The following is a 14,731-nucleotide window of genomic DNA, read 5'->3' on the forward strand; positions in this document are numbered from 1 at the left end:
CTTTAAAACCCTATTTTCTGCGCTCAGGTTTTAAAATAAAAGCGGAAGAAAAGCTTTTTTGAATTTCTATCAAGGCTCTTTCTGCTTCAATGCGAGTTGAAAAATTACCTGCCCATACCTTGTAATTTGGTGTTTCATATTCAATAGACGCTGGCCAGTTACCGTAGCTTCCTTTGTATTTCCGTAGGGTTTGGTTCGCTTTGTCCAATTCGCCATAGTATAACTGTATTGTAAAGCCGTCAGAAAGTTTGTTTTCCTTTTCCAAATCTTTCTTCAATTCAAGCAACTGAGTAATTTTTGAATCTTGATTTACGGTTAAAGTTGCACTTTGCGCAATGCTTTTACCTGAAATAAAAATAAGTAAAATGCTGGCAATAAAAAGTTTGGGGAAGGTTCTTTGGTTCATAAAAATATATGTTTGTTGCAAATGTAAAACTTAATAACTTTGTGGAAGGCCGAAATATTATTTAGAACAAATATAAATTAATGGTTAACACTTTGTTTGCATTTTCAAAATCGACTTTATAATGTACTTTTGTGCCTTTATTTGGGTACAAAATGAGCATTAAAATTACATTTGTGCGTAACTAAATTCTGTGCCAAACTATCGACCATAATTTAACCATTAGTATGAAAAAGGTGAATTTTATACATCTACGCTCAAAATTGCCACTTCTTTTGTTAGTGTTTTTACTAACTTTTTCAACTACCATATATTCCCAAGAAGCTCCTGCCGAGGCCGAAGCAGCTCCCGCGGAAGCTACCGCAAATACCGGTGGCGATGTTGCTGCAGGTGAAGCTTTGTTTAAAGCTAATTGTGCGGCTTGCCACAAGTTGGATGGAAAGGCGGTGGGCCCGGAGTTACGTGGTGTTGCAGATAAGCACGACAGAGAGTGGATGTATAAATGGATACATAATAGTTCTGCTTTAATTGCCTCTGGAGATCCAACAGCTGTAAAACTTTTTGAAGAAAACAACAAGGTTTTAATGACGCCGTTTCCTGCGCTTTCAGAAACGGACATTGATAACATACTTGCCTACACAAGTCAGCCAAAAGCCGCGCCAACTCCCATTGTGGGAGGAGAAACAGCTGGTGCTGCAACAGCAACTGGTGGTGGTGTTTCAAATGGTTTGGTGCTTGGTGCTTTGGCGCTAATTTTTTTATTGTTGGTTATTATGCTTTTCTTGGTAACAAATACCTTGAAAAGAATTGCGGAAGCAAATGGCGTTGTTTACGAAGAAGAAGAAAAAGAGAAACGTCTGCCGGTTTGGAAAGCATTTGTGCAGAACCAATTTTTGGTATTGGTTGTTTCAATCTTTTTGATTCTTTCTGCGGGTTATTTCGCTTATGGCTATATGATGCAGGTTGGTGTTGACCAAGGATACGCTCCTGTTCAACCAATTCACTATTCACATAAAATACACGCTGGCGACAACCAGATTGACTGTAATTTCTGCCACAGTTCTGCCCGAAAAAGCAAAACATCAGGAATTCCTTCGTTGAATGTTTGTATGAATTGTCACAAAAATATTTCTGAAGTAGCTCCAGAAACAGCTACTGAAGAGTACTCAAAAGAATTTTACGACGGTGAAATTGCCAAACTATACAAAGCTGTAGGTTGGGATGCTGCCGAGCAAAAATATACCGGAAAAACCGAACCCGTTAAATGGGTGCGTATCCACAATTTGCCAGATTTTGTATATTTCAACCACTCACAACACGTAACCGTTGCGGGTATTGAATGCCAAAAATGTCACGGACAAATTCAAGAAATGGAAGTGGTTGAGCAATTTGCGCCACTTACAATGGGCTGGTGTATAAGCTGCCACAGAGAGACTAACGTGAATTTGGAAAACAATGAATATTATGCCAAAATACATGAAGAACTTTCTAAAAAGTATGGAGTTGAAAAGTTGACAATCGCCGAAATGGGTGGATTGGAATGTGGCAAATGTCATTATTAATATAAATTTTAAAGGAAAATTACAGATAGCAATATGGCATCAAACAAGAAATACTGGAAAAGTGTTGAAGAGCTGAACGAAGACAGCACAATTGTGAAGGCGCTACGGGAAAATGAGTTTGTAACTGAAATACCTACAGACGAATTTCTTGGCAACAAAGAAGCATTGGAGTCGTCCTCAACCACGCGTCGTGATTTCTTAAAATATGTGGGCTTTACTACAGCCGCCGCTACTTTGGCTGCTTGTGAAGGACCTGTAATTAAGTCAATTCCTTATGTGGTTCAACCGGATGAAATAGTTCCAGGAATTGCAAATTATTACGCCTCAACAATGGCAGATGGTTTTGATTTTGCCAATATCTTGGTAAAAACTCGTGAAGGCCGTCCTATTAAAATAGAAAGAAATGATTTGGCAGTGAATGGTGGAAGTGTAAATGCACGTGTGCATGCTTCTGTCCTTTCCTTGTATGATAAAAATAGATTAACCGGCCCAATGTTGGACGGTGCAGAAGTAACCTGGCCAGAGTTTGATACCGCCGTTGCACAAAAGATGAATGAAATGACTGGGAAAGACATCGTACTCCTTACCCAAACATTTGCAAGTCCATCTACTTCAAAATTGATTTCTGAATTTACCGCCAAATATCCAAACATCCGTCACGTTGTTTATGACACCGTTTCCTGTTCAGGGGCTTTGGATGCTTTTCAGAATAAATACGGAACCCGTGCTTTGCCAGATTACGATTTTTCAAAAGCTGATGTAATCGTTTCTGTTGGCGCTGACTTCTTGGGAGATTGGCAAGGTGGAAGCTATAGCAAGGGATATGCGCAAGGACGCGTTCCTAAAAACGGAAAAATGTCCCGTCACATTCAGTTTGAAGCGAATTTAACATTAACAGGAGCAAAAGCAGACAAGCGTGTTCCTGCAACTCCTTCACAACAATTAGAAATTTTAAAAGCCCTGACTGGCGGAAGCGCTTCAGGCTTACCAGAAAATATTGCTGATGCTGTTAATAAAGCAAAAGCACAACTTCAAAAAGCGGGTAGCAAAGCATTATTGGTAACTAGTTTGCCGGATACGGCTTCCCAAACTATGGCATTGAATTTCAATGCCAACAGTGAAGCAATGGACGCTAACAAACCATTACTTACAAGACAAGCTAGCAATACTGAGGTAATGAACGTGGTTAACGGCGTTATTTCGGGCAGTGTAAAAGGTTTAATCACTGTGGGTGTTGACCCAATCTATTCTTTGCCAAATAGTAAGGAATTTACCGAAGGTTACAAGAAACTTGAAATGACCCTTGCATTTGCGATGAAACAGGATGCAACTGCTTCTCTTGCAAAAATGGTTGCCGCAACTCCTCATTATTTGGAATCTTGGGGTGATGCACAAATTAAAAAAGGCACATATAGCCTTGCGCAGCCAACTATTCGTCCTTTGTTCAATACTCGCCAATTTCAGGATAGCGTTTTGCAGTGGACGGGAAATACACAAAAATATTACGATTATATAAAGGAGAATTGGACTGCTTCAATGTTGGCGGGAGGCTCGTGGAATCAAGCACTTCACGATGGGTTTATTGCCAGTGATGTTGAAATGACAATGGAGGAAGTAAAGCCAACTGCCGAAGGAACCGGAATGATGGAAGAAGGTACTTCAAACGGTGCGCTTTCAGCTTTTATGCAGGAAGGTGGGTATGATCTTACTTTATATACTTCAACTGGATTAGGAGATGGCCAACAAGCCAATAACCCTTGGTTACAGGAGTTGCCAGATCCAATAACAAGAACAGCGTGGGATAACTTCCTTACAGTTTCTGCAGCAGATGCTGAAGCTCTGGATCTTGAAAACATACATGTTTCCAATGGCGCTTTAAACGGTAGCTATGTAAATGTAAAAGTAGGCAATACCGTAGTTGAAAATGTACCCGTAATCATCCAGCCTGGACAGGCAAAAGGTTCTGTTGGATTGGCTTTGGGTTATGGAAATACCGCACCCGGCATTCAAAAGGAAATGCAAACAGGAGTGAATGCATATGCACTTTACCAGAATTTTTCAGACATTCAAAAAGTGTCTATTGAAAAAGTGGGTGGAATGCACGAATTTGCTTCCGTACAGTTGCAAAGCACAATGGCCGGGCGTAGTGAAGATATTATAAAGGAAACTACCCTTGAAATTTTCAATACAAAAGATAGTAGATTTTGGAATTCTGTTCCGGTGACGGATTATGACCATAGTCCTATATCCGTTCGTGATAAAAAGGCCGATATTTGGAGTCCATTTGATGAAACGGTAGGACCCCATTTCAATCTTTCTATAGATTTGAATGCTTGTACTGGTTGTGGCGCATGTGTTATAGCTTGCCACGCTGAAAACAACGTTCCTGTTGTTGGGAAAGAAGAAGTTAGAAAATTCCGTGATATGCACTGGTTGCGTATTGATAGATATTATTCTGCTGGCGAATCTTTCAAAGAAGAAATAGAAACTCTTGAAAACCTTCCTGCTTTTGATACCTATAAAGTGGTTGAAGTGCCAGCGTATGAAAATCCACAGGTTGCATTCCAGCCTGTAATGTGCCAGCACTGTAACCACGCACCTTGTGAAACTGTTTGTCCAGTTGCGGCAACATCACACGGACGTCAAGGTCAAAACCAAATGGCTTATAACCGTTGTGTGGGTACTCGTTACTGCGCAAACAACTGTCCTTATAAAGTACGTCGTTTCAACTGGTTTTTATATAACGAAAATGATGAGTTTGATTACAACATGAACAATGACCTAGGAAGAATGGTACTTAACCCAGATGTGGTGGTACGTTCACGAGGGGTTATGGAGAAATGTTCAATGTGTATCCAAATGACCCAAAAAACAATCCTAGATGCCAAACGCGATGGAAGAGCAATTAAAGATGGTGAATTCCATACTGCTTGTTCAAGTGCTTGTGAAACCGGGGCGATGGTTTTTGGAGATGTTAATGACAAAGAATCTGAAGTAGCGAAAATGAAGGAGGACAAACGTATGTATCATCTATTGGAAAACGTAGGTACCAAACCAAATGTGTTTTACCACGCAATGATAAAGAATACAACGGAAGCATAAAAATTTTAGTTAAGAACCAATTATTTAAGAATTAAATATGTCGTCACACTACGAAGCACCTATAAGAGAGCCGTTAGTTCTGGGAGAAAAGTCCTATCATGACATCAGTGTAGATGTAGGAGCTCCAGTTTTAGGAAAGGCCAATAAATCTTGGTGGATTGTTTTTACCATTGCCCTTGTTGCCTTTTTATGGGGATTGGGTTGTATCATTTATACAATCTCAACCGGAATCGGGGTTTGGGGATTGAACAAAACCATCGGTTGGGCTTGGGATATCACAAACTTTGTATGGTGGGTAGGTATTGGTCACGCAGGAACACTTATTTCTGCGGTATTATTGCTTTTCCGTCAAAAATGGAGAATGGCCGTTAACCGCTCTGCGGAAGCAATGACAATCTTTGCGGTGGTTCAGGCGGGACTATTCCCTATTATTCACATGGGGCGTCCATGGTTGGCATATTGGGTACTTCCAATTCCAAACCAATTTGGATCACTTTGGGTAAACTTCAACTCACCATTGCTTTGGGACGTGTTCGCGATTTCAACATACCTTTCTGTATCGCTTGTTTTCTGGTGGACAGGATTATTGCCTGATTTTGCGATGATTCGCGACAGGACTACAAGCCCATTTCAGAAAAAAATATACGGCATTCTTAGTTTTGGATGGAGCGGCCGTGTGAAAGATTGGCAACGTTTTGAAGAAGTGTCACTTGTTTTGGCAGGTTTGGCAACGCCTTTGGTACTTTCGGTACACACCATTGTATCCTTTGACTTTGCTACATCGGTAGTTCCTGGATGGCACAGTACCATTTACCCGCCATACTTTGTTGCGGGTGCAATTTTCTCTGGATTTGCGATGGTGCAAACACTTTTGATTATTATGAGAAAAGTTTCAAATCTTGAAGCTTATATCACCGTTCTTCACATTGAATATATGAACAAGGTTATTCTGCTTACAGGTGGAATTGTTACCGTGGCTTATATAACTGAATATTTTATCGGGTGGTATTCCGGCGTTCCTTATGAAAACTATACCTATCTTTCTTTTGGAGCTGCCACAGGGCCATACTGGTGGGCATTCTGGGCGCTGATTATCTGTAACCTTATTGTGCCACTTTCACTTTGGGTGAAAAAATTGAGAAGAAACATTGTTTGGACTTTCATCGTTGCGCTTATAATTAACATCGGAATGTGGTTTGAACGTTTTGATATTATTGTTATCGATTTGAGTAAAGACCGATTGACTTCATCATGGACGATGTTCCAGCCTACTTTTGTGGATATTGGGACGTTTATGGGAACCATTGGATTCTTCTTTGTACTGTTCTTATTATACGCCCGTACTTTCCCAGTGATAGCACAGGCAGAGGTAAAAACAATTTTGAAATCTTCCGGTGAATCCTTTAAAAGATTACGTGCAGAACACGGTGACGATCATAGCCATGTGCAAACCGTAGAGGAATATCCTGCAGATGCTGGCCCTGCTGCAAATGTTGAAGACAAGCATTTTGACAGTGCTTTTGATTCAACTGATGCGGAAACTGAAAACAATGAAGTTGATTTTGAAGCCCACAGAGGAAAAATAGACAATTTACTTAGCGGTGTTGGTACGTTCGACCCTGCAGTTCAAAAACAGGATGACCTTAAAAAGATTAGTGGTGTTGGTCCAGTAATGGAAATGAAACTTCACCAGTTGGGCATTTTCACTTTTGAACAAGTTAGCAGAATGACCGACCGCGAATATGATTTATTGGACGAGATAATTAGTGATTTCCCCGGAAGGGCCAAACGTGATGATTGGGCTGGACAGGCACTAATGTTAAAAAATAAAAACTAATTATGGCTTCAAAAAAGATACACGCTATTTACACAGATGACGACCTTTTGTTGCAGGCCGTTAAACAGACCCGCGCTGCAAACTATCATATATCTGAAGTGTTTACACCTTTTCCGGTACACGGATTAGACCATGCTGTAGGTATTGCTCCCACCCGTATTGCGATCACCTCTTTTTTATACGGACTTACTGGTTTGGGTGTCGCAGTTTTGATGATGAATTATATGATGATTCAGGACTGGCCACAAAACATTGGGGGTAAACCTAGTTTCACTTTCTATCAAAATATGCCAACGTTTATACCAATTATGTTTGAGCTTACGGTATTTTTTGCGGCTCACTTAATGGTTGTGACTTTTTATATGAGAAGTAAGATTTGGCCATTTAAAAAAGCTGAAAATCCTGATGTTCGCACAACAGATGACCATTTTTTAATGGAAGTGGATGCTGACAACCACGATGTGGAAAAGCTTACGAAATTTTTATATGACACGGGCGCATCGGAGATTAGTTTAATTGAAAACGAGCAAGACCATTAATATGAAGACACTTATAAACATAGGAATTGCCATCATTGCCTCAGCAACCATGGTTTCTTGTTTTAATGATAAAAAACCTAACTATCAGTATTTTCCCAATATGTATGAGCCTGTAGGCTATGACGCATATGGAGAATATGAAATTTTTCCAGGACAACAAGAGGCTATGACCCCGCCGGAAAATACCATTCCACGCGGTTTTCAACCTTATGAATATGAAAACAGTACTGCTGGTTTGGAACTTGCAAAAGCGGAATTGAAAAATCCACTTGAAGTAACAGAAGAAAACCTTGCTGTAGGTGCACATTTGTTCACGATATATTGTGCAGTTTGTCACGGTGATAAAGGTGATGGAAAAGGAATATTGGCAACACGCGAGAAATTTCTTGGTATTCCAAGCTATGCAGATGCAGGAAGAAACATTGTGCCCGGCGGTATCTATCACGTTGAAACATACGGGCTGAATGCTATGGGCTCTTATGCTTCGCAAACAAATGAAAAGGAACGTTGGCAAATAGCAATGCACGTAATGGATTTAAAAGCGGCGCTTAACGGAGAACCAGGCGTGTTGGAAACGGCAAAAGCAATGACCTCTCCCGATTCAACGAAAGTTACAGAAGAAAAAAATATGGAAGCCGTTACCACTTCCGAAGTAGAACATAAGTAAGAAATTAAAGAGAATAGCTAAAGATATGTATACGCTACCTAGTAAATTAAAACTGTTTTCTATCATTCTTATAGTTCTTGGACTTGTTGGGATAACCTATGGTTTCCTAACAACCCCAAAAACAGTTGAGGATGTAAAAAAAATAATGGCAGAGCAGGAAGCTCATCACGGTGAAGGTCATGCTGTTGAAAGCCACGATGAAGGTCATGATGCAAGTTTTGTAGACGAAGCTCGCGGCGAAGAAGGCTACGCTGAAGCAGCAATGGAACAAGCAGCCGATACACATGCGGAAGGTCATAGCGTTTCTCACGAAGAACATGTTTTACATCAATTACAAACCAGACCATGGTCAGCAACCTTTGTTGCAGCATTTTTCTTTATGATGATTGCTTTGGGGGTTTTGGTTTTTTATGCTATTCAGTATGCTGCTCAAGCAGGTTGGTCACCAGTCCTTTATAGAATTATGGAAGGCATCACAACTTATTTATTGCCAGGTTCGGTAATAGTATTTTTAATTGTTGTTTTCGCAGGAACACATTTTTATCCGTGGCAAGACCACGATTTGGTAGCGGGAGATAAAATTCTTCAAGGCAAGGCTGGATATTTGAACTTTCCATTCTTTGTGATTAGAGCAGTTATCTATCTTTTGGGTTGGAATTTGTACCGTTATTTCTCAAGAAAAAATTCACTGGCACAAGCAGAGACTAACAACTATGGTCCTTATAGAAAAAACTTCAAGGCTTCCGTGCTTTTCCTTATTTTCTTTATAGTTACTGAAGCTACAATGTCTTGGGATTGGTTTATGTCTATGACTCCACACTGGTACAGTACGCTGTTTGCTTGGTATATTTTTGCAAGTATGTTTGTTTCTGCAATCACTGTGATTGCTTTGGTAACAATTCATTTGAAGAATTTAGGTCACATCCCTTTTGTTAGCGATAAACACCTTCACGATTTGGCGAAGTTTATGTTTGCATTCAGTATTTTCTGGACGTATCTATGGTTCGGGCAGTTTATGCTTATTTGGTACGCGAACATTCCAGAAGAAGTAACTTACTTCATCATAAGGATACAAGAGTATAAATTATTGTTTTTCGGAATGCTTATCCTTAATTTTGTAATGCCGATTTTGGTGTTGATGAATAGCGATTATAAGAGAATTCCGTGGTTCGTAGTTATAGCGGCTGTATTTATTTTAGTTGGACATTATATAGACATTTTCCTATTGGTAATGCCTTCAACAGTAGGTCACAATTGGGGCTTTGGAATTCCAGAAATAGCAGCGTTTTTATTCTTTTTGGGACTATTCATTTTTATTGTGGGAGCAGGACTTGGAAAAGTATCCTTAAGACCGAAAAATGATCCGTTTATTAAAGAAAGTGAAAACTACCATTTTTAATCATTTAGTTTAAAGAAGATATTATAAGATGACCGCATTTTTAGTTATACTAGTAATCATCCTTTTCGGAATCTCTGTTTGGCAAATGAACAGGATATTCCAATTGGCAAAGGTAAAGCCATCAACCCATAGTGAGATAGCATCTGATAAGGATAATAACACCCAGGGTTATTTAATGATGGGCTTTCTCGCCTTTATGTATATTTTGACTATTGTTACATTCTGGCTTTGGGGCGATGTTCTTTTACCGGACTCTGGATCTGAGCACGGTGTTAAAATAGACAACCTAATGTTGATTTCGATGATAGTTATTTTCTTCGTTGGAATTCTTACACAGTGGTTGTTGCACTATTTTGCTTTCGTTTACAGAGGAAACAAAAACAAAAGAGCAACCTTCTATGCAGATAATGATAAGTTGGAATTTATTTGGACCATTATCCCCGTAATCGTTCTTGCAGGACTTATTATTTATGGCCTTTTTACTTGGACAGATATTATGAATGTTGATAAAGACGACGATCCTTTGATTGTTGAACTTTACGCGCAGCAGTTTAACTGGAAAGCACGTTACGGTGGAAATGACAACACCTTAGGTGAAGCTAACGTTCGTTTGATTGAAGGTGTTAACCAATTAGGGGTTGATCCTGCAGATCCAAACGGGCAGGATGACAAAATAGTAACAGAGCTACACCTTCCTGTTGGAAGAAAAGTATTGTTCAAAATGCGCTCACAAGACGTACTTCACTCAGCATATATGCCTCACTTTAGAGCACAGATGAACTGCGTTCCAGGGATGATTACCCAGTTTGCATTTACTCCAGTAGTAACCACTGAGGAAATGAGACAAAATGATAAAATAGTGGAAAAGGTTGCGAAAATCAATGCCATTAGAACCGAAAAAAGTAAAGCGCTAACAGCTGCAGGGGAAGAACCTTTGGATACATATGTATTTGATTATATTCTTCTATGTAACAAAATTTGTGGAGTTAGCCACTATAACATGCAGATGAAGATTGTTGTTGAATCAGAAGAAGATTATAAAGCTTGGTTGGCAGAACAACCTACTTTAGCAGAACAACTTAGCAAATAAACCCAATAAAATTTAGCTTAAAAAGATATGTCAGCACACGCACAGGTCCACGCAGTAGAAGATCACCACGACGACGATCACGGGCATCATCATAAAGAAACATTTGTAACTAAATACATCTTTAGCCAAGATCACAAAATGATCTCAAAACAATACCTTATCACAGGTTTGTTTATGGGTACCATTGGTATATTGATGTCTTTATTGTTTAGGTTACAATTGGCATGGCCAGATCACAAATTCACCATTTTTGAAATTTTCTTAGGAAAATGGGCTCCCGAAGGCGTTATGGACCCAAGCATTTATCTTGCGTTGGTTACCATTCACGGTACAATTATGGTCTTCTTCGTTTTAACTGCTGGATTGAGCGGAACCTTCAGTAATCTATTGATTCCCCTGCAAATTGGAGCACGCGATATGGCATCAGGTTTCTTGAACATGGTTTCCTATTGGTTGTTCTTCCTTTCTAGTGTTGTTATGTTATTCTCTTTGTTTGTTGAAGCTGGACCAGCATCTGCAGGATGGACAATTTATCCACCATTGAGTGCTTTGCCACAGGCTATTCCTGGCTCTGGAGCAGGGATGACACTATGGTTGACTTCTATCGCAATTTTCATCGCTTCGTCATTATTAGGTTCGCTAAACTATATAGTTACCGTAATAAACCTTCGAACTAAAGGTATGTCTATGACACGCCTTCCTTTAACAATTTGGGCGTTTTTCGTAACAGCAATTATTGGGGTGGTTTCCTTCCCTGTATTGTTTTCAGCTGCATTAATGTTGATAATGGATAGAAGTTTCGGTACGTCTTTCTTCCTTTCAGATATTTATATTGCAGGAGAAGTATTGCACCACCAAGGTGGTTCTCCCGTTCTTTTTGAACACTTGTTTTGGTTCCTTGGCCACCCGGAAGTTTATATTGTAATTCTTCCTGCAATGGGTATTGTTTCCGAAGTAATGGCAACAAACTCCCGAAAACCTATTTTTGGATACCGAGCGATGGTTGCATCCATACTCGCTATTGCTTTCCTTTCAACTATTGTGTGGGGTCACCACATGTTTATTTCAGGAATGAATCCATTCTTGGGATCTGTATTTACCTTTACAACCTTGTTGATTGCAATTCCTTCCGCAGTAAAAGCCTTTAACTGGATTACTACGCTTTGGAAGGGAAATCTGCAGATGAACACCGCAATGCTGTTTTCCATAGCCTTCGTTTCTACCTTTATTACAGGAGGTTTAACTGGGATTATTCTTGGGGATAGCGCTTTGGATATTAATGTTCACGATACCTATTTTGTTGTGGCCCACTTTCACTTGGTAATGGGTATTTCAGCACTTTATGGCTTACTTGCGGGAGTTTACCATTGGTTCCCAAAAATGTTCCAAGGTAGAATGATGAACAAAAAACTTGGGTATATTCACTTTTGGGTAACGGCAATCGGGGCTTACGGAATTTTCTTCCCAATGCACTTTGTGGGTATGGCAGGTTTACCGCGTAGATATTACACCAATACAAACTTTCCATATTTTGATGATTTAGCAGATATTAATGTTGTAATGACCATATTCGCTATTATCACAATAAGTGTACAGGTAATATTTTTGTACAACTTTTTCCACTCTATTTTCTACGGAAAGAAAGGGCCAAAAAACCCTTGGAATTCTACAACGTTAGAATGGACGGCCGAGATGAAACACATCCACGGAAACTGGGATGGCCCAATTCCACACGTGTATCGTTGGTCTTATGATTACAGTAAGCTAAATAAAGACGAAACAGATTATGTGATTCCGGGGCAGGATTTCATTCCACAGAACGTACCGCTTCAAGATAATGAAGACGAGATGGACCACTAATCCATTAAAAACATAAATTTAAGACCCTCCACTTTTGGAGGGTTTTTTTTACAAATAAATCCGTAGTACTACGTATAAAAATTCTCTTAGGTTACAGTATCTTTACACTATTGAGTTAATAATATGTAGGAAGTGAGGAATCTACTGTTTATTTCAAAAGCCATGCTGAAAAGTATGGCTTTGTTTTTTTAAGTAGCTTCCAAAGGATTGCTATATTTGTGTTATGAACGAACACCTTGATCCCACGGGCGAAAACCTTTCACCTCAAGAACTGGATATTGAAAAAAAATTGCGCCCCTTAAGTTTTGATGACTTTACCGGGCAGGATCAAGCCTTGGAAAATCTTCAGATTTTTGTGCAGGCTGCAAACCTGCGCAGTGAAGCATTGGATCACACCTTATTTCACGGTCCTCCAGGATTGGGGAAAACTACGCTTGCATACATTCTTGCAAACGAACTTAACGTAAATATAAGGGTTACTTCAGGACCGGTTTTAGACAAACCTGGCGACCTTGCTGGATTGTTGACCAATCTGGAAGAAAGAGATGTTTTATTTATTGATGAAATCCATCGATTAAGTCCCATTGTTGAAGAGTATCTCTATTCCGCAATGGAAGATTATAAAATTGATATTATGATTGAATCCGGCCCCAATGCACGCTCGGTTCAAATTAATCTAAATCCTTTTACTCTTATTGGGGCAACTACGCGTTCAGGTTTATTAACTGCGCCTATGCGTGCCCGGTTTGGAATTTCTTCAAGATTACAATATTATACTACGGAGCTTCTAACCACAATTTTACAAAGAAGTGCAGGAATTTTACAAGTTCCTATTTCTATGGAAGCTGCTATTGAAATTGCTGGCAGAAGCCGAGGAACACCGAGAATTGCAAACGCTCTTTTACGTAGAATTCGCGATTTTGCTCAGATAAAAGGAAACGGAAAAATTGACATCCAAATCGCAAAATTTGGATTGGAAGCTTTGCATGTAGATGCTCATGGTCTTGACGAAATGGATAATAGAATTCTTCGAACAATCATCGAAAAATTCAAAGGAGGTCCTGTTGGTATTACAACTATTGCTACCGCCGTATCCGAAAGTACTGAAACCATAGAAGAAGTTTATGAGCCATTTTTAATTCAGCAAGGTTTCATTATGCGAACCCCACGTGGTCGTGAAGTTACCGAGGCAGCTTATAAACATCTCGGCAAATTGAAAGGCCCAACGCAGGGAGGACTTTTTTAAATGAAATTCCAAGCTGAACCGTTCATGAGCACAGTTGAAGAGCAGCCTAGGCCCAGCGACTTTCAATGATAAATAACAAATCCAAAAATACAGCCGTAATTAAAGCCGAAGCCAAACGCCTCGGTTTTTTGTCCTGCGGAATTAGCAAAGCAGAATTTTTAGAGAAAGAAGCACCACGACTTGAAACCTGGTTAAAAAAAAATATGCACGGTGAAATGGCCTATATGGAAAACCATTTTGACAAAAGGTTGGACCCAACACTTTTAGTTCAAGATTCAAAAAGCGTTATTTCTCTGTTGCTGAATTATTTTCCTTCAGAAATACAAAATCCGGATAGCTATCAAATTTCTAAATACGCTTACGGTACCGATTATCATTTCGTCATAAAAGACAAATTGAAACAGTTGATGGAGTTCATTTCTGAAAAAATTGGTGAAGTCCACGGCCGAGCGTTTGTAGATTCTGCTCCAGTTTTGGACAAAGCTTGGGCTGCAAAAAGCGGTTTGGGCTGGATTGGCAAACACAGCAATTTACTTACAAAACAATTAGGATCTTTCTATTTTATTGCGGAATTAATTGTGGATCTTGATTTGGAATACGATACTCCCGTAACCGACCATTGCGGAAGTTGCACGGCCTGTATAGACGCTTGCCCCACAAATGCTATTGTTGCAGATAAAGTTGTAGATGGCAGTAAATGTATTTCCTATTTTACAATTGAGTTGAAAAACGAAATTCCAACTTCGCAAAAAGGAAACTTTGAAGATTGGATGTTTGGCTGCGATATTTGTCAAGATGTTTGTCCTTGGAACCGTTTCAGCAAACCGCATAATGAACCACTTTTCAACCCAAATCCTGAACTCCTCTCAATGACCAAAAAAGATTGGGAAGAAATAACTGAAGACGTTTTTCAGAAAATATTTAAAAACAGTGCGGTAAATCGTACCAAATTTTCCGGATTGAAGCGTAATATAAACTTCGTGAAAGATTAAGAATTAAAATTTCTTCTTTTAAGATAACCTTTTA

The 14,731-nt window shown here is 39.4% G+C and carries 11 protein-coding genes; 10 read left to right on the forward strand and 1 reads right to left on the reverse strand.

What is annotated here, in order from left to right; all coding sequences use genetic code 11:
* Nucleotides 1–10: 10 nt before the first annotated feature.
* Entirely contained in the window at nucleotides 11–406 is a 396-nt protein-coding gene (locus tag A7A78_RS05630) for an SPOR domain-containing protein (RefSeq protein ID WP_068761468.1), read from the reverse strand.
* Between the two features lie 224 nt (nucleotides 407–630).
* Between A7A78_RS05630 and A7A78_RS05635 the strand changes: the two genes are divergently transcribed.
* From A7A78_RS05635 to queG, 10 genes are all read left to right on the forward strand, one after another.
* Nucleotides 631–1,965: a c-type cytochrome gene (locus tag A7A78_RS05635; RefSeq protein ID WP_068761469.1), complete on the forward strand. Its 1,335-nt coding sequence runs from the start codon at nucleotides 631–633 to the stop codon at nucleotides 1,963–1,965.
* Between the two features lie 33 nt (nucleotides 1,966–1,998).
* Entirely contained in the window at nucleotides 1,999–5,067 is a 3,069-nt protein-coding gene (locus tag A7A78_RS05640) for a TAT-variant-translocated molybdopterin oxidoreductase (protein WP_068761470.1), read from the forward strand.
* A 37-nt stretch (nucleotides 5,068–5,104) separates the two neighbouring features.
* On the forward strand, nucleotides 5,105–6,904 hold the full coding sequence (nrfD, locus tag A7A78_RS05645; protein ID WP_094746047.1) for an NrfD/PsrC family molybdoenzyme membrane anchor subunit: 1,800 nt from the start codon (nucleotides 5,105–5,107) through the stop codon (nucleotides 6,902–6,904).
* 2 nt (nucleotides 6,905–6,906) lie between these two features.
* Entirely contained in the window at nucleotides 6,907–7,443 is a 537-nt protein-coding gene (locus A7A78_RS05650) for a DUF3341 domain-containing protein (RefSeq protein ID WP_068761471.1), read from the forward strand.
* Nucleotide 7,444: 1 nt separating this feature from the next.
* Nucleotides 7,445–8,110, forward strand: a complete 666-nt coding sequence (locus tag A7A78_RS05655) for a c-type cytochrome (protein WP_068761472.1) — start codon at nucleotides 7,445–7,447, stop codon at nucleotides 8,108–8,110.
* Nucleotides 8,111–8,135: 25 nt separating this feature from the next.
* The gene (locus tag A7A78_RS05660; RefSeq protein ID WP_068761473.1) at nucleotides 8,136–9,509 is read left to right on the forward strand and encodes a quinol:cytochrome C oxidoreductase; all 1,374 of its coding nucleotides are present in this window, start codon (nucleotides 8,136–8,138) and stop codon (nucleotides 9,507–9,509) included.
* A gap of 28 nt (nucleotides 9,510–9,537) precedes the next feature.
* On the forward strand, nucleotides 9,538–10,599 hold the full coding sequence (locus tag A7A78_RS05665) for a cytochrome c oxidase subunit II (RefSeq protein ID WP_068761474.1): 1,062 nt from the start codon (nucleotides 9,538–9,540) through the stop codon (nucleotides 10,597–10,599).
* A 27-nt stretch (nucleotides 10,600–10,626) separates the two neighbouring features.
* Entirely contained in the window at nucleotides 10,627–12,459 is a 1,833-nt protein-coding gene (locus tag A7A78_RS05670; RefSeq protein ID WP_068761475.1) for a cytochrome c oxidase subunit I, read from the forward strand.
* A gap of 223 nt (nucleotides 12,460–12,682) precedes the next feature.
* Nucleotides 12,683–13,705 (forward strand): Holliday junction branch migration DNA helicase RuvB, encoded by a 1,023-nt coding sequence (gene ruvB, locus A7A78_RS05675; RefSeq protein ID WP_068761476.1) that lies wholly within the window; start codon nucleotides 12,683–12,685, stop codon nucleotides 13,703–13,705.
* Nucleotides 13,706–13,770: 65 nt separating this feature from the next.
* Nucleotides 13,771–14,697 (forward strand): tRNA epoxyqueuosine(34) reductase QueG, encoded by a 927-nt coding sequence (queG, locus tag A7A78_RS05680; RefSeq protein ID WP_068761477.1) that lies wholly within the window; start codon nucleotides 13,771–13,773, stop codon nucleotides 14,695–14,697.
* Nucleotides 14,698–14,731 lie beyond the last annotated feature (34 nt).

This window comes from Aequorivita soesokkakensis, assembly GCF_001641085.1.
In the GTDB taxonomy this organism is placed as follows: Bacteria; Bacteroidota; Bacteroidia; order Flavobacteriales; family Flavobacteriaceae; genus Aequorivita; species Aequorivita soesokkakensis.

Coding starts and splice junctions, on each gene's coding strand:
- A7A78_RS05630 (WP_068761468.1), bottom strand. CDS start 406: ATGAACCAAAGAACCTTCCCCAAACTTTTTATTGCCAGCATTTTACTT.
- A7A78_RS05635 (WP_068761469.1), top strand. CDS start 631: ATGAAAAAGGTGAATTTTATACATCTACGCTCAAAATTGCCACTTCTT.
- A7A78_RS05640 (WP_068761470.1), top strand. CDS start 1,999: ATGGCATCAAACAAGAAATACTGGAAAAGTGTTGAAGAGCTGAACGAA.
- nrfD (WP_094746047.1), top strand. CDS start 5,105: ATGTCGTCACACTACGAAGCACCTATAAGAGAGCCGTTAGTTCTGGGA.
- A7A78_RS05650 (WP_068761471.1), top strand. CDS start 6,907: ATGGCTTCAAAAAAGATACACGCTATTTACACAGATGACGACCTTTTG.
- A7A78_RS05655 (WP_068761472.1), top strand. CDS start 7,445: ATGAAGACACTTATAAACATAGGAATTGCCATCATTGCCTCAGCAACC.
- A7A78_RS05660 (WP_068761473.1), top strand. CDS start 8,136: ATGTATACGCTACCTAGTAAATTAAAACTGTTTTCTATCATTCTTATA.
- A7A78_RS05665 (WP_068761474.1), top strand. CDS start 9,538: ATGACCGCATTTTTAGTTATACTAGTAATCATCCTTTTCGGAATCTCT.
- A7A78_RS05670 (WP_068761475.1), top strand. CDS start 10,627: ATGTCAGCACACGCACAGGTCCACGCAGTAGAAGATCACCACGACGAC.
- ruvB (WP_068761476.1), top strand. CDS start 12,683: ATGAACGAACACCTTGATCCCACGGGCGAAAACCTTTCACCTCAAGAA.
- queG (WP_068761477.1), top strand. CDS start 13,771: ATGATAAATAACAAATCCAAAAATACAGCCGTAATTAAAGCCGAAGCC.